Consider the following 18,953-nt stretch of genomic DNA (forward strand, 5'->3'; position numbering starts at 1 on the left):
CGCATCCCTAGTGTTCCACATACAGAACGTTCCATTTATGGAACGCACGGAGCGCATGCACGGAAGGCGACTGCCCCATGTCCCTCCTTTCCCACCTCACCCGCGTACGCGCCCTCGCGCCGCCCTCGGCGGTGGCGGCGGGGCTGATCGCCGTCACCGTCGGTGTGACCAGTTCGGCGGCGCTCGTCTTCACGGCGGCGCGGGCCGCGGGGGCGGACGCGCGGGAGATCTCGTCGTGGATGCTCGCGCTCGGCGTCGGTCTCGCCGTGACGTGCGCCGGGCTCTCGCTGCGGTTCCGGGCGCCCGTGGTGACCGCGTGGTCGACGCCCGGCGCGGCGCTCCTGGCCACCGGGCTCAGCGGGGTGTCGATGGGGAAGGCGATCGGGGCGTTCGTCTTCAGCGCGGTGCTGATCCTGGTGAGCGGGCTCACCGGGTGGTTCGCCCGCGTCATGGACCGCATCCCGGTGCCGCTCGCGGCGGCGCTGCTCGCGGGGGTGCTGCTGCAGTTCGGCACGGGGCTGTTCGCGGAGATGGACGGCGCCTTCGCCATCGCGTTCCCGATGTTCGTGCTCTACCTGTCGGCGCGGAAGCTGCTCCCCCGGTACGCGGTTCTGCTCGCCCTGGGCGGCGGCGTCGTGGCATCGGCCCTGACGGGCGGCTGGCACCTGGAACGAGTCCAGCTCTCCCTCGCGCACCCGGTGTTCACGGCACCGGAGTTCGACTGGAAGGTGCTGATCAGCGTCGGCGTACCGCTCTTCGTCGTCACGATGGCCTCCCAGAACCTGCCGGGCGTCGCGGTACTGCGCGCCTCCGGGTACGAGGTTCCCGTCTCGCCCCTGCTGACGTGGACCGGGGCGGTGCAGGCGGTGCTCGCCCCGTTCGGCGCGTTCGGCATCAACCTGGCGGCGATCACCGCGGCGATCTGCACGGGCGAGGAGGCCCACCCGGACCGCGAACGCCGCTTCCTCGCCGCGGTCTGGGCGGGCGTCTTCTACCTCTGCATGGGCCTGCTCGGCGCCACCGTGGCATCCCTGCTGGTCGCGATGCCGCACGCCCTGGTCATGGCTGTCGCGGGCATCGGCCTCCTCGCCACCATCGAGGCATCCCTGGCCTCGGCCCTCTCCGACCCGACCGCCCGCGAGGCCGCGGTGGTCACCTTCCTGGCCACCGCCTCCGGCGTGACCCTGCTCGGCATCGGCTCGGCGTTCTGGGGCCTGCTGGCGGGGGTACTCACCAGCGCGGTGGCGGCATTGAGCCGCCGAGAGCGGGCGAAGCGGAGCCCAGCCGCATCCCAGCCGGGGGCATCTGCGCGAACGGGGGGTTGAGGCTCGGCCGGGAGCGAGACCTGCACCGCGACCCCGCACCGGCCAACTCGTCGGAGACGCCGCGAGCGCTGCTCCGAGGCCCCGCACCCGGAGCGCCTGCGCAAACAGGAAGCCGAACCTCGGCCGGAAGACAGCCCGATACCGCGACCCCACACCGATCAGCACAGCGGAGACACCCACGCGAACAAGAGACCCGGATCCCGCAGCCCAAGACGCCCCCGCAAACAAGAAGCTGAGCCTCGGCCAGGAGACACCCGATACCGCGCCCCCACACCGATCAGCACAGCGGAGACACCCACACGAACAAAGGACCCGGACCCCGCAACCCGGGCAGTCGTCCGGGCGGCGCCCGAGCGCCCGACAACCCGTCGGCGGCAATTCAGCCCCTGCCCCCGGCGCCCCGCCACCGCGACCCGGCCGCGACCCCTCCCCTCAGGCACGCCCGTCAGGCACGCCCGTCCGGCACACCGGCCATGCACACCCCCGCGAACCGCCGCGTGAACTCCCCCCACGCCGCCGCCATCGCCCCCTCGTCCGCCTCCGCCCGCGCGCGCAGCGCATCCCGGTCCACACCCCGCGCCGCGAGGCGGTCGCGGTCCCATGTCGCGATGCGGGACGCCTCCGCCTCCGGGTGGAACTGGGCGCCCCAGGCCCGCGCGCCGACCCGGAACGCCTGGTGGGGGCAGGCCTCGCTGGACGCCAGCCAGACCGCTCCCGGCGGGAGACGGGTGATCGCGTCGACGTGGCGTTCGATCGCGGGGACCGTGTCGCCCAGAGCGTGCAGCAGCGGGTCGTCCGCGGCCTCCGGACGGAGGCGGATCGGGATGCTGCCGTACTCGGGGCGGCCGTGCTCAGGGCGTACGGTGCCGCCCGCCACCTGCGCGAGCATCTGGCCGCCGAGACAGATGCCGAGGAAGGGGGTGGCGCCGGCGAGCGCCTGCCGCACCAGGGCGCGGGTGGCGGGGAGCCAGGGGGCGCGCTCGTCGTCGTCGGGCAGGTAGCCGCCCCCGAGCACCACCAGCGGGCGTCCGCCGAGCGTGCCGGGCAGGTCCTCACCCTCGTACGGGCGCAGCACCCGCACGTCGAGGCCCGCCTCGCGCAGCCAGGCACCGACCCGGCCGGGCCCGCCACCCGGGGTGTGCTGAATCATCAGGACCGTCGGCATGTCTCACTCCCCTGCTTTCTCCCCGCGCAGCAGATCAGGGCCCCGCACACCCCGTCAACAACACCGTCGCACCCGTACGCTGAGACGCATGTCCCACCCTTCAGACGCGTCAGCCGCCGCAGCACGCCGCACCGGCCGCCGCGCGGCCCAGGAGCGCCGCCGGTCCGCCCAGCTCAGCGAGGTCACCCTCGATGACGGACGCGTCGTGGTGATCAAGCGGGCCGAGACCGACGGCGTCCCCGGCGCACTCCGCGCCGAGGCCGCCGGGCTGCGCTGGCTCGCCGCCGCGAAGACCGTCGCCGTACCCGAGGTGCACAGGCAGGACGACGCTGACGCCGCCGACGACGACGAGTGGCTGGTGACCGACCGGGTGGCCGAGGGACGGGCGACCGCCCGGAGCGCGGCCCGGTTCGGACGGGACCTCGCCGCACTGCACGCCACCGGCGCCCCCGCCTTCGGCGCCCCGCCCCCCGGCGGGCCGGAGGACGCGGCCATCGGCCTCGCCCCGATGCGCAACGTCCCCGGCGACGACTGGCCACGCTGGTACGCCGAGCACCGCGTACTGCCGTACGTACGGCTCGCGGTCGACGGCGGCAGCCTCACACCCGCCGAGTCCGACACCGTCGAGAAGACCCTCGACCGGCTCCCCGAACTGGCCGGCCCCGCCGAACCGCCCGCCCGGCTCCACGGCGACCTGTGGAACGGAAACGTGCTGTGGGGCCAGGACGGCGCCGCATGGCTGATCGACCCGGCCGCGCACGGCGGCCACCGCGAGACCGACCTGGCGATGCTGCACCTGTTCGGCGCACCGCACCTGGACCGGATCCTCGACGGCTACCAGGAGGCGGCACCGCTCGCGGACGGCTGGCGGGACCGCGTCCCGCTGCACCAGATCTTCCCGCTGCTCGTGCACACGGTGCTCTTCGGCCGCGGTTACGCCGAGCAGGCCCTGACCGCGGCCCGGCGGCAACTGACGCGCTGACCCTATGAACTGACGCCCCGTCAGGTTAAGCTCCGCCGCATGACTTCCACGGTGGTCTGGGGCACCGGCAACGTGGGCCGCGCGGCGATCCGAGCCGTCGACGCCCACCCCGGGCTCGAACTCTCCGGCGTGCTCGTGCACGACCCCGCCAAGGACGGCCGCGACGCGGGCGACCTGGCCGGTCTCGACCACGCCCTCGGTGTCGCCGCGACGACCGACGTCGACGCGGTGCTCGCTCCCCGGCCGGGTGCGGTCTTCTACGCCGCCTCCGGCGACCTGCGCCCCGACGACGCCCTCGCCGACATCTGCCGCGCCCTGCGCACCGGCGCGGTCGTCGTCAGCCCCGCCCTCTACCCCCTCTACGACCACCGGAGCGCGCCCCCGGACTTCACCGACCCGGTGCACGCCGCGATCGAGGAGGGCGGCGGCTCCCTGTTCGTGTCCGGCGTCGACCCCGGCTGGGCCAACGACGTACTGCCCCTCCTGGTCAGCGGCCTCGGCACCCGCGTCGACGTGCTGCGCTGCCAGGAGATCTTCGACTACTCGGCGTACGACCAGGAGGACTCCGTCCGCGATCTCGTCGGCATGGGGCACCCGATGGAGTACGAGCCGCTGATGCTCGCCGAGACCGTCCCCACCATGGTCTGGGGCGGACAGCTGCGCCTCATGGCCCGCGCGCTCGGCGTCGAGCTCGACGAGATCCGCGAGACGCTGGAGCGCCGCCGCCTGGAGTCCGACGTGACGACCGCCGCCATGGGCGACTTCGCGGCGGGCACCCAGGGCGCCGTCCGCTTCGAGGTGCAGGGGATCGTGGACGGCGAGGTCCGCATCGTCGTCGAGCACGTCACCCGCATCCACCCCTCCTGCGCGCCCGACTGGCCGCTGCCGCCCGGCGGCGGGGCCGGCGCGCACCGCGTCGTCGTGGAGGGCCGCCCACGGATCGAGGTCACCGTGCAGGCCACCGACGAGGGCGGCAACCACGCGGCGGGCGGCAACGCGACCGCCGTGGGACGGCTCGTCGGCGCGATCGACTGGCTCGTGGCACAGCCGCCCGGTCTCTACGACGCCCTCGACGTGCCCGTACTGCCCGCCACCGGCCGACTCGGGAGGAAGCAACCATGAGGATCGAGCCATGAGGATCGACATCCCGGACGGCGAGGAGCCCATCCCCTACGTGTGGGGCGAGATGGTGCCCGGGATCGGGCCCGCGGCGGCCCGGTTCTCGATGGCGGTCTACGACCACTCGTCCCTCGGCCTGCGCGAGTTCGAGGCGGCCCGGCTGCGCGTCGCGCAGATCAACGGCTGTCTGTTCTGCCTGGACTGGCGCACCGAGCGGGACGGCGAGAAGGTCGAGGCGTCCTTCGTCGACGCGGTGGAGGGCTGGCGGGACACCACCGCGTTCGACGAGCGGACCCGGCTCGCCGCCGAGTACGCGGAGCGGTACACCCTCGACCACCACGGGCTCGACGACGCGTTCTGGGAGCGGATGACCGCCCACTACAGCCAGGCGGAGATCGTGGAGCTGAGCATGGCCATCGGCTCGTGGCTGGCGTTCGGCCGCCTCAACCACGTACTGGGCCTCGACACGGTGTGCGCCCTGCCCAAGCCCTGAACCGGGCTCGGGCAGGGGACGGCGGGGTTCTCACAGATCAGCCGCGATGATCTTCTCGATGTTGCGCTCGGCGAGCGCCGTGATCGTCACGAACGGGTTGACGCTCGTGTTGCCCGGGATCAGCGCGCCGTCGATGACGTACAGGCCCGGACAGCCGTGCAGACGCCCGTAGTTGTCGGTCGCCCTGCCGAGGACCGCGCCGCCCAGCGGGTGGTACGTGAGGTGGTCGCCCCAGATCTTGTACACGCCGAAGAGGTCGGTGCGGTAGATCGTGCCCTCCTTCGCGTTGATCTTGTCGAAGATGGTCTTGGCCGCGTTGATCCCGGGCTGCTTCCACGCGGTCTGCCAGTTCAGGTCGATGCCGCCGCTCGACGGGTTGTACGTGAACTGCGCCCGGTTCGGGTTCTTGGTGATGGACAGGTAGAACGACGCGTACGTCTCGATGCCGGTCGGCAACGGGGCGACCTCGGCGAACGCGCCGCCCGCCGCCCAGTTGTCGATGCCGGCGGTCGGGATCGACGACTGGAGGGACCCGGTCGGGTCCCACAGGTGGTTGGCGCGGCCGCACATCACGTTGCCGTTGTCGCCCCAGCCCTTGCCGATCTCCCCGTTGAGCGCGGGCAGCGCGCCGGTGGCCTTCAGCTTGGTGAGGAGCTTGCTCGTGCCGACGCTGCCCGCCGCGAAGAAGACCCGGTCGGCGGTGATCTCCTTGGTGGCCGTGGTGGCGCCCGTGGTGGAGAGCTGCTCGATGCGTACGGTGTAGCCGCCGCCGGAGGCAGGGGCGACCGAGACGACCTTGTGCAGCGGGGAGATGCTGACCCTCCCCGTGGCCTTGGCGCGCGGGAGGTACGTCTTCTGCAGGGACTTCTTGCCGTAGTTGTTGCCGTACAGGATCTCCCCCGCCAGCGCCGACCTCGGCGCCGTGCCCGCCTGCTCCCGCTTCATGTAGTCCCAGTCGTACACGTCGGGCACGAAGACGAAGGGGAAGTTCGAGCGCTGGGCGTGCTTGCGGCCGACGCGCGCGTACTGGTAGCACTCGGCGGTCTCGAACCAGTCCGGGTCGATGGTGGTGACGCCCAGACCGGCGTTGGCGCGCGGGTAGTACGTGCCGTACATCTCGTTCGCGTCGACGGTCGGGAGGATGGCGCCGAAGTTCTCCCGCTTCGGCGTGACGGCCATGCCGCCGTTGACCAGCGAGCCGCCGCCGACGCCGCGCCCCTGGTAGACGGTGATGCCCGCGAAGTCCTCGGCGTCGAGGATGCCGGTGTACTTCGGGACGTCCTTGTCGATGGGGAAGCCGAGGAAGTTGCTCAGCGGCTGCTTCGTCCGGGTTCTCAGCCAGAACGATCTGTGGTCGGGGCTCGTCGTGTTGGCGAAGATCTTGCCGTCCGGGCCCGGGGTGTCCCAGGCCATGCCCATCTCCACCATCTGCACATCGACGCCCGCCTCGGCGAGCCGCAGCGCGGCGACGGATCCGCCGTACCCGGTGCCGATGACGAGGGCGGGGATGCGGGCTCCGTCCGCGACGGCCGAGGTCGCGCCGCGCTCCGCGGCGACGGCGTGCCCGCTCAGCGCCACGGCGCCGAGAACAGAACCTGTTCCAGCGAGAAAGCCGCGGCGCGAAATTCCGTTACGGGCCACTTCAGGACGGGTTGAGTCGGTCATCGGGGGTTCCTCACTCTCGACGGAATGGGAACGAGTTCTACTGTTGATCGCCAAACAAGTCGATGCATACCGATAAGTAACGTTCCGTGGACGCGCACGACGGAACGACAGAGCGGCGTGGCGATCACATCGCCACGCCGCTCTCTCCGTGCCCGCGGGTCAGGGCTTGCGCGCCACCACCGCGTAGATCCCGCTGGGCTCGGCCCGCGGCGCCGGCTCCTCGCGGTACCACTCGGGCGCCGTCACCAGACCGGGCTCCACGGGCTCGAGGCCCTCCAGGAACCGGGCCACCCCGTCACGCGTACGGAAGCCGAGCTTGATGCCGCCCTTCGCGTACTCGGCGGTCACCTGGTCCGACAGCTCGGGGAAGATGTCGGACGAGGCGTGCGACAGGACGAGATGGCTGCCGGAGGGCAGCGCGTCGACGAGCGTGGAGACGATGTCGTACGGGTTCTGCTCGTCGGAGATGAAGTGCATGAGCGCGATCAGCGACAGCGCGATCGGGCGGTCGAAGTCGAGGATCGTGCGGGCGTGCTCCAGGATCGCCTTCGGGTCGCGCACATCGGCCTGGATGTAGTCGGTCGCGCCCTCGGGGGTGGAGACGAGGAGGGCCTCCGCGTGCCGCAGCACGATGGGGTCGTTGTCGGTGTAGACGACCTTCGCGGCGGGGACGACCCGCTGCACGATCTGGTGCAGGTTCGGCGAGGTCGGGATGCCCGTGCCGACGTCCAGGAACTGGTCGGCCCCCTGCGACGCGAGCCAGGCCGCCGCCCGGTGCATGAACTCGCGGTTCTGCCGCGCCGCGTCCCGCGCCTCGGGCGGCAGCTGCGAGCCGACGGCCTCGTCGACGGGGTAGTTGTCCTTGCCGCCGAGCAGCCAGTCGTAGACCCGTGCGGGGTGCGCCTGGCTGGTGTCGATCTTCGGCCGGGGGGCGGGTGCCGTCATGGGCGGACTCCATCGTCGCGAGAGCGGGACAAGGCGGATGACCTTGGGCTCAGTCTGCCATGTCAACTACGCGGGTCGATCCCGGCGTTGGGGGGTCACCGCGGGTACGGTGCCGACGACGGACCGTAGATCCGTCCCCGCGGAACCGTAGCCCCCTCCCCCGCAGAAGGGACCCGCCGTGCGCGACTGGCGACACGAACTCGGCCTCGAACCGCACAGTGAGGGGGGATACTTCCGGCGCATCTATTCGGGCCCGCAAGAGGTCGCGACCGCGCACGGGCCGCGCCCCTCGGCGACGTCCATCTACTACCTGCTCGACGAGGCGCGGCCGAGCGGTCTGCTGCACCGCAACCGCAGCGACATCCTGCACTTCCTCGTCGACGGCGGCCCCTTGGAGTACGTCACCGTCGACCCGGAGGGCGCGCTCGGCCGCACCGTCCTCGGCGCGGACGCCGAGCGCTTCCTGCTCGTGCCCGGCGACTGGTGGAAGGCGTCGCGTCTGGTCGACGGTGCCCGGCACGGCCTCGTGGCGGAGGTCGTCACGCCCGGGTTCGACTACGCCGACCACGAGTTCGCGCCGCGCACCGTGCTCGACGAACTCCCGCACCTCGCCGACGAGTTGCGGGGATTCGTACGCCACGGCTGATTCAGCCCAGGGTGCGGACCGGGCTGCCCGCGAGGTACGCCTCGATGTCCTCGACCGCGCCCTCGAAGTACCCGTCGTAGTTGCGGCGGGTGACATAGCCGAGGTGGGGCAGGCCGAGGAAGTTCGGGGCGGTGCGCAGCGGATCGTCCAGGGGCAGCGGCTCGGTCTCGAAGACGTCGCTGCCCGCGCCGGCGATCCAGCCCTCGCGCAGGGCCCGTACGAGCGCCTCCTGGTCGACGATCGCCGCGCGTGAGGTGTTGACCAGGTAGGCGGTGCGGCGCATCGCGCGCAGCTCCCCGGCGCCGACGAGGCCCCGGGTCCGCTCGCTGAGTACGAGGTGCACGGAGACGAAGTCGCTGGTGGCGAGTAGTTCTTCCTTGGACGCGGTGAGCGTGGCCCCGGCCTCTGCGGCGCGCTCCTCGGTGAGGTTCCGGCTCCAGGCGGCGACGTCCATGCCGAACGCGGCGCCGATCCGGGCCACCCGGGTGCCGATCTTGCCGAGCCCGAGCAGGCCGAGGCGGCGCCCGTGCAGGTCGGCGCCGAGCGTGGACTGCCAGGGGCCGCCGGAGCGCAGGTTGCCGTTCTCGGTGACGACGGACCGGGCGAGTCCGAGGATGAGGGCCCAGGTCAGCTCGACCGGCGGCGCCGAGCCGCTCGGCGTACCGCAGACGGTGACTCCGTGCGCGGCCGCGGCCGCCAGGTCGATCGAGGCGTTGCGAAGCCCCGAGGTGATCAGCAGCCGCAGCTTGGGCAGCCGAGCCAGCAACTCGGCCGGGAACGGCGTGCGTTCCCGCATCACGACCACGATCTCGCAGTCACCGACCGCCGCGACGAGCTCGTCGTGACCGGTGATGTGGTCGTGCAGGAAGCGGACATCGACGCGGTCCGCGAGGCGCGCCCAGTCGGCGCTTCCTCGGGCGACGTCCTGGAAATCGTCGAGTACGGCACAACGCAACATGGGCACCAGTATCACCCTGCGGCCCAGCCTTCACGGAGTTGGTACGACTTGGTACGGACGAATGCCTTGACGTGTCAACGTCACATCTCTTAAATCAACTCTTGAAATCACCGCTCCACACGCAACCCCCTTGTCTTCACTTTCTGGCGCGCCCGAGACAGGCGCGATCCCCCTACCCGAAGTGATGTGATCCCCCATGCGCATACCTCTGCGCCACAAACTCCCCTCGGCCGCCGCCGCGCTCCTGTGTCTGGGTGCCGGTCTGCTCCCGTCGGCGCAGGCCGCCGAGACCGCCGGCAGCGGTGCCGCCGCGGTCACCTTCTCCGACGAGTTCGACGGGGCCGCGGGCTCGGCGGTCGACGGTTCGAAGTGGCAGACCGAGACCGGCGACAACGTCAGCAACCACGAGCGGCAGTACTACACGTCGGGCAACAGCAACGCGGCGCTCGACGGCCAGGGCCACCTGGTCATCACCGCCCGCAAGGAGAACCCGTCCAACTACCAGTGCTGGTACGGCTCCTGCCAGTACACCTCGGCGCGGCTGAACACGTCGGGCAAGTTCACGACGGTGCACGGCCACGTCGAGGCGCGGATGAAGATTCCGCGCGGGCAGGGCATCTGGCCGGCGTTCTGGATGCTCGGCGACGACATCGGTTCGGTCGGCTGGCCCAACTCGGGCGAGATCGACATCATGGAGAACGTCGGCTTCGAGCCGAACACCGTGCACGGCACGATCCACGGGCCCGGATACTCCGGCTCGGGCGGCATCGGCGCGGGCTACTCGCTCCCCGGCGGCCAGGCGTTCGCGGACGACTTCCACACGTTCGCCGTCGACTGGACGCCCAACTCCATCAAGTGGTCGGTGGACGGCACGGTCTACCAGACGCGCACGCCCGCCGACGTCGGCGGCAACCAGTGGGTCTTCGAGAAGCCGTTCTTCGTCATCCTCAACCTGGCGGTCGGCGGCGACTGGCCCGGCGACCCGGACGGCAGCACGCAGTTCCCGCAGCAGCTGATCGTGGACTACGTGCGGGTCTCCGGCTGACCGGACCCCGATAGCCGAAAGGCCCCGCCCGACCACCTTCGAACGTGCGTGATCGAGCGGGGCCGCGGCGCGTCTCAGGCCGACGCGCGGCACTCCGGGTGGCCCCAGCCGTCGGGGTTCTTGGCGATCTCCTCGCCCGCGGTGTACGCGCGTCCGCAGCGGCAGCGGCCGGGGAACTTGGCCTTGAGCGTGCGCACCGAACCGCTCGAAGACCCTGCCGTGCGCTTCTTGGCGGTGGCGGCCCGGGTCGAGCCGCCGGACGCCTTGCCCGCCGTCTTCTTCGTCGACGGCGCCGAGGGCGGCGGCACGGGCGAGCCGAGGGCGCTGCCCGCGTCCTCCTGCTGGACCGCGGCCTGGCTGGCGGCGCGGTCGGCGAAGTCGTTGAGCGGGTCGCCGTCGACCTGGTGCGCGGGCACGTACTTGAACTCGACCTTGCGGCCCTCGAGCAGCGCGTCGATCCGGGCGACCAGCTCCTGGTTGGCGACGGGCTTGCCGGACGCCGTCTTCCAGCCCTTGCGCTTCCAGCCCGGCAGCCACGTCGTGACCGCCTTCATCGCGTACTGCGAGTCCATCCGGACCTCGAGCTCGACCTCGCGGCCGACGGTGGTCAACAGCCGTTCGAGAGCGGTGAGTTCGGCGACATTGTTGGTCGCCGTGCCCAGCGCGCCGGCCTCCCACTGGACGGGCCGCTCGTCACCGTCCGCGACGACCCATGCCCATCCCGCGGGTCCGGGGTTTCCTTTCGACGCGCCGTCACACGCGGCGATCACACGTTCTGCCATGCCTCGATCATGCCAGGGTCCGCGCCCGATCGAGGATTGCTGACGTGTCCACGCCGAACGGCAGGGTGCCGAAGGCCACACCCCAGTCCCGGTCGAGCCGTGAGGCGCAGAACGCGTCCGCGACGGCCGGCGCCCCGTGCCGTACGAGGAGGGAGCCCTGGAAGACGAGGGCGAGCGTCTCCACGAGGCGGCGGGCGCGGAAGTGGAGCGCGTCGGGGTCGCCGCCGAGCGCGGCCAAGTCCTTGCGGAGCCGGGCCACGGCCTCGTCGAGCCGCCGGTCGGCGCCCGCCGCCAGGTCCACCTCGGCGAAGTACGCCTCGACGGTCGCGGGCTGCCGGGCCATGGCGCGCAGCACGTCTAGCGCGGCGACATTGCCCGAGCCCTCCCAGATCGAGGGCAGCGGCGCCTCCCGGTACAGACGGGGCATGCCGGAGTCCTCGACGTAGCCGTTGCCGCCGAGGCATTCGAGGGCCTCGGCGGCGTGCGCGGGGGCCCGCTTGCACACCCAGTACTTGGTGACGGCGAGGGCGAGGCGGCGCAGGTGGTCCTCGCGGCCGTCGCCGCGCGCGGAGCGGTCGACGGCGCCCGCGAGACGCATCGCGGCGACGGTGGCGGCCTCCGCCTCGACGGCCAGGTCGGCGAGGACGTTGGCCATCAGCGGCTGCTCGACGAGGCGGGCCCCGAAGGCGCTGCGGTGCGTGGCGTGGTGCACGGCCTGGACGAGGCCCTGACGCATGCCGGACGCGGAGCTGACCGCGCAGTCGAGCCGGGTCATGTTGACCATCCTGATGATGGTGGCCACGCCCCGGCCCTCCTCGCCGACGAGGGTGGCGAGGGCGCCCTCGTACTCGATCTCGGAGGAGGCGTTGGAGCGGTTGCCGAGCTTGTCCTTGAGGCGCTGGAGGCGGATCGCGTTGAGGGTCCCGTCGGGCAGGACGCGCGGCACCAGGAAGCAGGAGAGGCCGCCCGGCGCCTGGGCGAGCGTGAGGAAGACATCGGACATGGGGGCGGACGTGAACCACTTGTGGCCGGTCAGCGCGTACTGTCCCGGCTCCCCCGTCGGCACGGCGCGCGTGGTGCCCGCGCGGACGTCGGAGCCGCCCTGCTTCTCCGTCATCGACATCCCGGCGATGATGCCGCGTTTGCCGGTGGGCTCGCGCAGCCCGAAGTCGTAGACGCCGGAGGTGAGCAACGGCTCGTAGACGGCGGCGAGTTCGGGGGAGGTGCGCAGGGCGGGGACGGCCGCGTACGTCATGGAGACCGGGCAGAGGTGGCCGGGGTCCGCCTGCCCCCACACATAGACCTTGGCCGCGCGGGCGACGTGGGCGCCGGGGCGGTCGTCGGCCCAGGGCGCGGCGTGCAGACCGCGCTCCATGGCGACGGTCATCAGCTGGTGCCAGTACGGGTGGAACTCGACCTCGTCGACGCGATGGCCGTACCGGTCGTGGGTGTGCAGCTCGGGGTGGTGGCGCTCGGCGAGCCTGCCCCACTCCTGGGCCTGCCCGGAACCGGCGAGGGTGCCGAGGTCGTGCAGCTCCGGCTCGGCCCAGGCGGCGCCCTCGCGGCGCAGCGCCTCCAGGAGGGCGGGGTCGGCGGCGACGTCGTGGCCGGTCAGGGGCGGTACCTGGTTGGTGACTTCGTGTGTGGCCCGGTGCGTTGTTCGCTGTGCGGCTTCAGGCGTGGTCGGCATCGACGGCTCCCAGGGTTCCGAGGGCTCGCAGGGTGAAGGTGAGCAGGGCGGGGACGGCGTCGGGGCCCCGGTCCGGGTCGGAGAGCGGGCCGATGAGCGCCTCGGCGCCCGCGCCGACCAATGCGGCGGCCGTCAACTGCGCGTCCTGCGGCGGCAGTTGACCGGTGCGCACGCCGTCGGTGATGTGCTCGGCGAAGACGTCGCGGAACGCGCGCCGGAAGACCAGGCGCTCGGCGTCCACCGCCGGGTCGACCGGCTCGGCGAGCAGCGCGTACGCCAGGCGCGGTGACTTCAGGGCGCGGCGCGCGAACGTCTCCACGACGGCGACGACCCGCTCGGCCGGGGTGCCGGCGGGCCGGGCCGCCGCTTCCCTGACGGCGGCCACCTCGCGCGTGACGACGCGCCGGAACAGCTCGACGGACAGCTCGGCCTTGCTGGGGAAGTGCCGGTACACGCTGCCGGTGGCGATGCCCGCGCGCGCGGCGACGGCGGACATGGAGCAGCCCGCGTACCCGTGCTCGGCGAGCAGCGCGGTGGCCGCGTCGAGGACGGTGGCGCGCTGGGCGTCGATGCGGGCCTGCACGGCAGGGGTTCGGCGGTAGGGCACCTAAGGAGTGAAGCACTGATTCATTGCTTCAACAAGGGGCGCGTCACGAGCGAGGACGGTGCTTGTCGGGCGAGGCTCAGTCGGTCAGGTCGACGCGGACGGTGAGGAGCTGGGTGCCGAAGACGCGGACGGCGGCGCTGTTGTAGCGCGGAAGGGCTTTGAGGCGGGCGCGGGCGTCGTCCTCCGGGAGCAGGTGCGCGACGCCGTGGTGCCAGCGGCCGCGCAGGCGGACCCGGACCCTCGGGTCGGCCTGGATGTTGCGCACGTACTGCGAGGCGAGCCCGAACTCGGACACCAGCCAGAACGAGTCGCCGACACGGCGCCCGCCGACCGGGGTGCGCCGGGCCAGGCCCGAGGTGCGGCCGGTGGTCTCGATGATCACCTGCCCCGGCATCCGGAGCGACACGGGGTTGGCGACCCGGCGCTGAAATGTCGTGACGATGCGGTGTCTGGTCTCCTGGGCGCGCGACATGGGCCGCACTGTAGCGGGGGTTGTCCCCCGTACGGATCGTCCGGGTGTCCCGATGGTGCGGGCGGGCGCGGTCGGCGATCGTCGTTCTCCACGGCGTTCGACGCCGCGGTCGCGCTGCTCGCGAAGTCCGCGAGGTAGCGGCGGGGGCGACGAGAAGCCCCGGCCATGGCGGGGGACCACGGCCGGGGCGGCTTCGAGGTGGACACGGATGGCGGTCGCCTCTCGGCGGGGGGCTCCGCAGGGCTTCAGCCGAACGATCTTCCCTGCGGGCTATGGATGAGGCCCGGGGACACTGTTCCATCCGCGTCCACGGTGGGTTCAACGGAAGAGGGGGCGGAGTTGTTCCCCGCCCTTCTTTTCCATGGCGTGAGGTGGGTCACGGGCCGTGAATCTGCGCTCACGAGGGCGCCGGACGGTTCACGCCGGGCCGAGCGCCTCCAAGCGGCGCTGGATCGCCTCCAGCGCGCCGGGGCGGCGGCCCGGGACCTGATGCCGCAGCGCGGACAGCGCGGGCGCCCGGTCCTTCGCGCGGGCCGGGTCGGCGATCTGCTCCCACTGGTGGTGGGCCCGGTCCACGGCCGCCTCCACGTCCTCGTCGGTCCGCGCCTCACCGCGGGCGAGGCGGGCCTGCGCCACCGCCGTCCACAACTCGCAGCTGCGCGGCGGGTCCTGGGCGAGCCGCGCCAGGTCCGCCCGCACCTCGAGCCAGTGAATGGCCTCCGGCGAACCGGCCCCGTGCGCGCGCAGCGCCTCGCTCTCCCACATCGCGGCGATCGCGGCGGCCTCACTGTGCCGACCGGCCCGAGCGGCGGCGAGCAACACACCATGCGGGTCGCCTCCGGCGGCCGGGCGGGGTCCGGGGGCCGGGGCGGACACGGGGTGCGCCGCATCGGGCCGGGCGGGGGCGGACGGCGCGGGTGCGCCGTGCGCGGGTGCGCCGTGCTTGGGTGGGGTCTGCGCGGGCCGGGCGGGAACGGTCGGCCCGGGTCCGTCATGGGCGAGCGGGGCCCGCCCGGGCCGGACGGGGGCGGCGGACGCGGGTACGGCCTGTGCGGGCTGGGTCGGCAGAACCGAGCCGGGTCGCACCGGGGCCGCCGGGCCGGGCGTCACCGGCGCCGCGGTGCTCGGCCGCGCGGACGCCGCCCGGCCGGAGGTCGCCGGGCTCGTCGGCGGCACGGCGGGCGCCGTCGGCATCGCCGCGCCGGGCGCCGGCGGTGCCGGACGGGTGGCTGCTGTGGCTGCCCCGGGCGTCGGACCAGATCCCCCCTGCGCCGCACCCGGTCCCCCCGTCGGTGCCGGGTGTCGCGTGTCCTGGGAGAGGAACAGGGCGTTCGGTGGGCCCGCGTGCAGGGCGACCGCTTCGTGGAGGCGGGAGCGCGCGGGGCGTTCGCCGGTGCGCCAGATGTCGGCGTAGGACTTGAGGTAGTCGGGGGTGGCGACGGTGCGGCGGGGCGGGGGCGGGGCGACGCGGCCGTACAGGCGTACTCCGTGGCCGAGGCCGAGGCCGCCGGTGCGGACGTGGTCCCAGGCGGCCGCGTCGGTGACCAGGTCGACGACGACGCTCGTGGTGTGCGGGCGGCGCAGGGCGAGTTCGCCGGTGAGCCAGTGCCAGGGCAGAGCGGTGTAGCGCAGGGTGGACGGGGTGGTGCGGGCCAGCGCGAAGTGGAGCAGGCGCTGGCGGTGGTCGAGGTGGAGCTGCCCGGTGATGTAGAGGTGGAGCGGGCCCGGCAGCGCGGCGGCCGTGCGGATGCGGGTGAGGACGGCCTGCGGGTCGAGCGGGTCGGCGAGTTCGACGACGGTGGCCGCCGCCGTGCCGGTCAGGGCGCTCGGCGGGACCGCCGCGAGCGCGGGCAGCACGGCGGCCGCGTCGATGAGGCATCCCTTGCCCGCGGGGGCGGCCGCGAGCAGCAGCGCCGTCCCCGGCTCGGTGGGGTGTTCCTCGTGGGTGCCTTGCGCGTTGATCACACCAGCACCGTAACCGCTGTCGGTCGCGGGCCGCGCCCCGCTCATCCGGCCGCGGCCGCCGCGGGGTCGGCGCGCAGCGCGGCGCACAGCCAGTCGCGCGCGGCGCCCGGGATCTTCCGCACGCTCGGCGGCGGCCCGGGGATCGCGACGATCGCCTCGCTGGCGGCGTCGGGCGGTCCCCGGTCCGCCGTCCTCGCGCGGCCGACCGTCGGGTACTTCGAGCCGGCGACCGGGCACTGGCCGATGCTGTCCGCCCCGCGGGACGTGGCGAAGGTCCTTTGTGCGGGCCGCCGCGGACGAGGGCGAGCGGCTGTCGCCTGCCCTCCGAACGTGCGAACCGCCCGCCGGACCACGAAGCTGAGAGGCATGGACAGAGCGGACGGACTGGACGGGTACCCCACGGTCGTCGTGCACGCGGCGCAGCCCGGCGGGCGGCGCGTCGCCATCCACGGCGAGGACGCCGGGCTCGCGACCTCGCGCGCGGACGTCGTGGAGCTGCTGCGCCGCGCCGGGCTCGCGGACGCGCGCCTCGACGACCCCGGCTTCATCGAGTGGCGCGGCGGTGGCAGCGCGGTCTGGCCCGCCCTGACCGGCAGCCCCGACGACGGGATCTGACGCGCTACGGGTCTGCGCTCACCGGTAGCCGGTCGTGTCGGCGGGCTTCCCCGCGTCCTGGACCTCGACGATGTAGCGCCAGGCGTCGGGCCTGCTGCCGTCGAGGTCGGTGAAGCCGTAGACCTGGGCGAGGCCGCCGCTGGAGAGCGAGGTGCCGTTGAAGCGGGCCGCGTCCGGGTCGGCGGCGAGTGCGGCGACCGCGCGGCCGACGTAGCGCGGTGTCTCGGAGATGGCGAAGTGCGGCTGGTCCTCGAGGGCGTCGCGCCAGGTCTCCTCGGTGACGCCGAACGCGTCGAGCATGATCTCCGAGCGCATCCAGCCCGGGGTGAGGGCCACGGCGGTGGCGCCGCGCGGGCCGAGTTCGTGGCCGAGTGAGAACGCCATCCGCAGCACGGCGCTCTTCGCCAGGTCGTAGAAGAAGGAGTTGCGGTAGTTCGCGGCGTTGTATTCGGCGGTGCCGTCCGTCATCTCCACGACGAGGCCGCCCGGGTGGCGCAGCAGGAGCGGCAGCGCGAAGTGGCTGGTGATCGCGTGCGTCTCGACGGCGAGGCGGTGCAGCCTGAGGCCGTTGTCGAGGTCGTGCTCCCAGATCGGCTCGGACCAGGCGAAGAGGTGTTCCCCGCCCCAGATGTCGTTGACGAGGATGTCGAGACGGCCCTGTTCGCTGTCGATCCGCTCGACGAGGGCGCGGACCTGGTCGTGCTCCAGGTGGTCGGCGGGGACGGCGATGCCGCGCCCGCCCGCCGCCCTGACGAGCTCGGCGGTGTCCTCGATGGTCTCGGCGCGGTCGTACTCGGAGCGCCGGGCGCGCGTCGTGCGGCCGGTGACGTACACGGTGGCGCCGGCCGCGCCCAGTTCCACGGCGATTCCGCGGCCCGCGCCGCGGGTGGCTCCGGCGACGAGCGCGACCCTGCCGCCGAGCGGTCGCCGGCGGTCCTGCTGCCCGGATGTGTGTGTCACGTGGTCTCCCCTGGTGTGTCTCGGGTCGTGCGGCGGCTGCTCATCGAGCATCCCCCGCAATCCCGACACCTTCTGTCCGCCTTTCCGGGAAGAGCGGAAAGGCGGACAGCGAGGGGAGAGACCGTCAGGCCGCGCGGCGCGCCCGCGCCCCGTGGCGGCGCACGATGTCCGCGTACCGGTGGCCACTCCCCTTGATGGTGCGCTTCTGCGTCGCGTAGTCGACATGCACGAGGCCGAACCGCTTGTCGTAGCCGTACGCCCACTCGAAGTTGTCCAGCAGCGACCAGGCGAAGTACCCGGCGAGCGGGGCGCCCTTGCGGACCGCGCGGGCGCAGGCCGCGATGTGGTTGACGAGGTACTCCTCGCGCTCCGGGTCGTCGACCGTGCCGTCGGGGCGGACGACGTCCGGGTACGCGGAGCCGTTCTCGGTGATGTACAGCTTGCGGGCGCCGTACTCGTGGGTGAGGCGGAGCAGCAGCGACTCGATGCCCTTCGCGTCGACCTCCCAGTCCATGCCGGTGCGCGGGACGCCGAGGCGGCGCACCGCGTCCGCGTACGGGGCGGGGCCCGCCGGGTGGTCGGCGATGGCGGACGGGAAGTAGTAGTTCAGGCCCAGCCAGTCGAGGGGCTCGGCGATGGTCGCCAGGTCGCCCGCCTTCTCCGGGAGCTCGACCCCGTAGACCTCGAGCATGTCGGCGGGGAAGCCGCGGCCGTGCACCGGGTCGAGCCACCAGCGGTTGGAGTGGCCGTCCATGCGGCGGGTCGCGGCGATGTCCTCGGGGCGGTCGGTGGCGGGTTCGAGGTAGGCGAGGTTGTTGACGATGCCGACCTCGGCGCCGGGCACGGCCGCGCGGATCGCCTGCGTGGCGAGGCCGTGGCCGAGGAGGAGGTGGTAGGAGGCCTGGACGGCGGCGGTCAGGTCGGTCCAGCCGGGCGCCATGCGGCCTTCGAGGTGGCCGATCCACGCGGAGCACAGGGGTTCGTTGAGCGGCGTCCAGTGCTTGACGCGGTCGCCGAGGCGCTCGGCGACGACGGCCGCGTAGGCGGCGAAGTGCTCGGCGGTCTCGCGGGCGGGCCAGCCGCCGCGGTCCTGGAGCACCTGCGGCAGGTCCCAGTGGTAGAGGGTGACGGAGGGGGTGATGCCCTCGGCGAGGAGCGCGTCGATGATCTCGTCGTAGAAGTCGAGGCCCTTGGCGTTGACGGCGCCGTCGCCGCCGGGCATCACACGCGGCCAGGCGACCGACAACCGGTAGGCGTTGGTGCCGAGTTGGCGCATGAGGCCGATGTCGTCGCGCCAGCGGTGGTAGTGGTCGCAGGCGATGTCGCCGTGGTCGTCGTTGTCGACCTTGCCGGGGGTGTGCGAGAAGGTGTCCCAGATGGAGGGCGAGCGGCCGTCCTCGGCGACGGCGCCCTCGATCTGGTACGCGGACGTGGCCGTGCCCCACAGGAAGTCGTGCGGGAAGGCGGCGAGGTCAAGGGGGTCGGACACAAGGTTCCTTTCAGAGGTCACGAAGGCGCG

Annotated in this window: 19 protein-coding genes; 7 read left to right on the plus strand and 12 right to left on the minus strand. The window is 72.9% G+C overall.

Annotation, left to right across the window (positions count from 1 at the left end; translation table 11 throughout):
• The first annotated feature begins 77 nt into the window (after positions 1–77).
• Positions 78–1,325, plus strand: a complete 1,248-nt coding sequence (locus ACH4RC_RS25355) for a benzoate/H(+) symporter BenE family transporter (RefSeq protein ID WP_398204965.1) — start codon at positions 78–80, stop codon at positions 1,323–1,325.
• A 445-nt stretch (positions 1,326–1,770) separates the two neighbouring features.
• Here ACH4RC_RS25355 and ACH4RC_RS25360 read toward each other — a convergent pair whose 3' ends face one another.
• The gene (locus ACH4RC_RS25360) at positions 1,771–2,490 is read right to left on the minus strand and encodes a type 1 glutamine amidotransferase (RefSeq protein ID WP_398204967.1); all 720 of its coding nucleotides are present in this window, start codon (positions 2,488–2,490) and stop codon (positions 1,771–1,773) included.
• Between the two features lie 88 nt (positions 2,491–2,578).
• Between ACH4RC_RS25360 and ACH4RC_RS25365 the strand changes: the two genes are divergently transcribed.
• The 3 genes from ACH4RC_RS25365 to ACH4RC_RS25375 are packed head-to-tail and all read left to right on the plus strand — an operon-like array spanning position 2,579 to position 5,084.
• Positions 2,579–3,472, plus strand: coding sequence for a fructosamine kinase family protein (locus tag ACH4RC_RS25365; protein WP_398204969.1), 894 nt, complete (start codon positions 2,579–2,581; stop codon positions 3,470–3,472).
• A gap of 39 nt (positions 3,473–3,511) precedes the next feature.
• Positions 3,512–4,594, plus strand: coding sequence for a dihydrodipicolinate reductase (locus ACH4RC_RS25370; RefSeq protein WP_398204972.1), 1,083 nt, complete (start codon positions 3,512–3,514; stop codon positions 4,592–4,594).
• Between the two features lie 10 nt (positions 4,595–4,604).
• On the plus strand, positions 4,605–5,084 hold the full coding sequence (locus ACH4RC_RS25375) for a carboxymuconolactone decarboxylase family protein (protein WP_398204975.1): 480 nt from the start codon (positions 4,605–4,607) through the stop codon (positions 5,082–5,084).
• Between the two features lie 30 nt (positions 5,085–5,114).
• Here ACH4RC_RS25375 and ACH4RC_RS25380 read toward each other — a convergent pair whose 3' ends face one another.
• Together ACH4RC_RS25380 and ACH4RC_RS25385 are read right to left on the minus strand one after the other, a co-directional pair.
• Positions 5,115–6,749, minus strand: a complete 1,635-nt coding sequence (locus tag ACH4RC_RS25380; RefSeq protein WP_398204978.1) for a GMC oxidoreductase — start codon at positions 6,747–6,749, stop codon at positions 5,115–5,117.
• Positions 6,750–6,908: 159 nt separating this feature from the next.
• Entirely contained in the window at positions 6,909–7,694 is a 786-nt protein-coding gene (locus ACH4RC_RS25385; protein WP_398204981.1) for an SAM-dependent methyltransferase, read from the minus strand.
• 178 nt (positions 7,695–7,872) lie between these two features.
• Between ACH4RC_RS25385 and ACH4RC_RS25390 the strand changes: the two genes are divergently transcribed.
• Entirely contained in the window at positions 7,873–8,340 is a 468-nt protein-coding gene (locus ACH4RC_RS25390; protein ID WP_398204984.1) for a cupin domain-containing protein, read from the plus strand.
• Position 8,341: 1 nt separating this feature from the next.
• On the opposite strand, the gene ACH4RC_RS25395 is transcribed toward ACH4RC_RS25390, so the two are convergent.
• Positions 8,342–9,298 carry a D-2-hydroxyacid dehydrogenase family protein gene (locus ACH4RC_RS25395; RefSeq protein ID WP_398204987.1) on the minus strand — a complete coding sequence of 319 codons (957 nt, stop codon included), beginning with the start codon at positions 9,296–9,298 and terminating at the stop codon, positions 8,342–8,344.
• Between the two features lie 196 nt (positions 9,299–9,494).
• Between ACH4RC_RS25395 and ACH4RC_RS25400 the strand changes: the two genes are divergently transcribed.
• Positions 9,495–10,343 carry a family 16 glycosylhydrolase gene (locus ACH4RC_RS25400; RefSeq protein WP_398204989.1) on the plus strand — a complete coding sequence of 283 codons (849 nt, stop codon included), beginning with the start codon at positions 9,495–9,497 and terminating at the stop codon, positions 10,341–10,343.
• 74 nt (positions 10,344–10,417) lie between these two features.
• Here ACH4RC_RS25400 and ACH4RC_RS25405 read toward each other — a convergent pair whose 3' ends face one another.
• The 6 genes from ACH4RC_RS25405 to ACH4RC_RS25430 all read right to left on the minus strand — a co-directional run bounded on the left by ACH4RC_RS25405 (position 10,418) and on the right by ACH4RC_RS25430 (position 16,227).
• A complete protein-coding gene (locus ACH4RC_RS25405) occupies positions 10,418–11,125 on the minus strand; it encodes a ribonuclease H (protein WP_398204991.1) in 708 nt (235 codons plus the stop codon).
• A 7-nt stretch (positions 11,126–11,132) separates the two neighbouring features.
• Positions 11,133–12,815 (minus strand): acyl-CoA dehydrogenase family protein, encoded by a 1,683-nt coding sequence (locus ACH4RC_RS25410; protein ID WP_398204994.1) that lies wholly within the window; start codon positions 12,813–12,815, stop codon positions 11,133–11,135.
• Positions 12,799–13,422: a TetR family transcriptional regulator gene (locus ACH4RC_RS25415; RefSeq protein WP_398204996.1), complete on the minus strand. Its 624-nt coding sequence runs from the start codon at positions 13,420–13,422 to the stop codon at positions 12,799–12,801. The genes ACH4RC_RS25410 and ACH4RC_RS25415 overlap by 17 nt, the downstream gene beginning before the upstream one ends.
• Before the next feature lie 76 nt (positions 13,423–13,498).
• Positions 13,499–13,894, minus strand: a complete 396-nt coding sequence (locus ACH4RC_RS25420) for a nitroreductase/quinone reductase family protein (protein ID WP_398204998.1) — start codon at positions 13,892–13,894, stop codon at positions 13,499–13,501.
• A 417-nt stretch (positions 13,895–14,311) separates the two neighbouring features.
• Entirely contained in the window at positions 14,312–15,859 is a 1,548-nt protein-coding gene (locus ACH4RC_RS25425) for a hypothetical protein (RefSeq protein ID WP_398205001.1), read from the minus strand.
• A 41-nt stretch (positions 15,860–15,900) separates the two neighbouring features.
• On the minus strand, positions 15,901–16,227 hold the full coding sequence (locus ACH4RC_RS25430) for a hypothetical protein (RefSeq protein ID WP_398205004.1): 327 nt from the start codon (positions 16,225–16,227) through the stop codon (positions 15,901–15,903).
• Here ACH4RC_RS25430 and ACH4RC_RS25435 point away from each other — a divergent pair.
• Positions 16,226–16,474 carry a hypothetical protein gene (locus ACH4RC_RS25435; RefSeq protein WP_398205006.1) on the plus strand — a complete coding sequence of 83 codons (249 nt, stop codon included), beginning with the start codon at positions 16,226–16,228 and terminating at the stop codon, positions 16,472–16,474. The genes ACH4RC_RS25430 and ACH4RC_RS25435 overlap by 2 nt on opposite strands.
• A gap of 18 nt (positions 16,475–16,492) precedes the next feature.
• Here the strand turns inward: ACH4RC_RS25435 and ACH4RC_RS25440 are convergent, their stop codons facing one another.
• Together ACH4RC_RS25440 and ACH4RC_RS25445 are read right to left on the minus strand one after the other, a co-directional pair.
• Positions 16,493–17,485, minus strand: a complete 993-nt coding sequence (locus tag ACH4RC_RS25440) for an SDR family oxidoreductase (RefSeq protein ID WP_398205007.1) — start codon at positions 17,483–17,485, stop codon at positions 16,493–16,495.
• 73 nt (positions 17,486–17,558) lie between these two features.
• A complete protein-coding gene (locus tag ACH4RC_RS25445; RefSeq protein ID WP_398205009.1) occupies positions 17,559–18,923 on the minus strand; it encodes a GH1 family beta-glucosidase in 1,365 nt (454 codons plus the stop codon).
• Positions 18,924–18,953 lie beyond the last annotated feature (30 nt).

Origin of the sequence: Streptomyces sp. NPDC016845 (genome assembly GCF_044332585.1) — a bacterium.
Lineage (GTDB): Bacteria > Actinomycetota > Actinomycetes > Streptomycetales > Streptomycetaceae > Streptomyces.

Excerpts from the sequence above, each read along its gene's own strand:
- ACH4RC_RS25400 (WP_398204989.1), top strand. The coding sequence starts at position 9,495 with ATGCGCATACCTCTGCGCCACAAACTCCCCTCGGCCGCCGCCGCGCTC.
- ACH4RC_RS25355 (WP_398204965.1), top strand. The coding sequence starts at position 78 with ATGTCCCTCCTTTCCCACCTCACCCGCGTACGCGCCCTCGCGCCGCCC.
- ACH4RC_RS25430 (WP_398205004.1), bottom strand. The coding sequence starts at position 16,227 with ATGCCTCTCAGCTTCGTGGTCCGGCGGGCGGTTCGCACGTTCGGAGGG.
- ACH4RC_RS25380 (WP_398204978.1), bottom strand. The coding sequence starts at position 6,749 with ATGACCGACTCAACCCGTCCTGAAGTGGCCCGTAACGGAATTTCGCGC.
- ACH4RC_RS25435 (WP_398205006.1), top strand. The coding sequence starts at position 16,226 with ATGGACAGAGCGGACGGACTGGACGGGTACCCCACGGTCGTCGTGCAC.
- ACH4RC_RS25420 (WP_398204998.1), bottom strand. The coding sequence starts at position 13,894 with ATGTCGCGCGCCCAGGAGACCAGACACCGCATCGTCACGACATTTCAG.
- ACH4RC_RS25375 (WP_398204975.1), top strand. The coding sequence starts at position 4,605 with ATGAGGATCGACATCCCGGACGGCGAGGAGCCCATCCCCTACGTGTGG.
- ACH4RC_RS25360 (WP_398204967.1), bottom strand. The coding sequence starts at position 2,490 with ATGCCGACGGTCCTGATGATTCAGCACACCCCGGGTGGCGGGCCCGGC.
- ACH4RC_RS25385 (WP_398204981.1), bottom strand. The coding sequence starts at position 7,694 with ATGACGGCACCCGCCCCCCGGCCGAAGATCGACACCAGCCAGGCGCAC.
- ACH4RC_RS25365 (WP_398204969.1), top strand. The coding sequence starts at position 2,579 with ATGTCCCACCCTTCAGACGCGTCAGCCGCCGCAGCACGCCGCACCGGC.
- ACH4RC_RS25370 (WP_398204972.1), top strand. The coding sequence starts at position 3,512 with ATGACTTCCACGGTGGTCTGGGGCACCGGCAACGTGGGCCGCGCGGCG.
- ACH4RC_RS25440 (WP_398205007.1), bottom strand. The coding sequence starts at position 17,485 with ATGCTCGATGAGCAGCCGCCGCACGACCCGAGACACACCAGGGGAGAC.
- ACH4RC_RS25395 (WP_398204987.1), bottom strand. The coding sequence starts at position 9,298 with ATGTTGCGTTGTGCCGTACTCGACGATTTCCAGGACGTCGCCCGAGGA.
- ACH4RC_RS25405 (WP_398204991.1), bottom strand. The coding sequence starts at position 11,125 with ATGGCAGAACGTGTGATCGCCGCGTGTGACGGCGCGTCGAAAGGAAAC.
- ACH4RC_RS25410 (WP_398204994.1), bottom strand. The coding sequence starts at position 12,815 with ATGCCGACCACGCCTGAAGCCGCACAGCGAACAACGCACCGGGCCACA.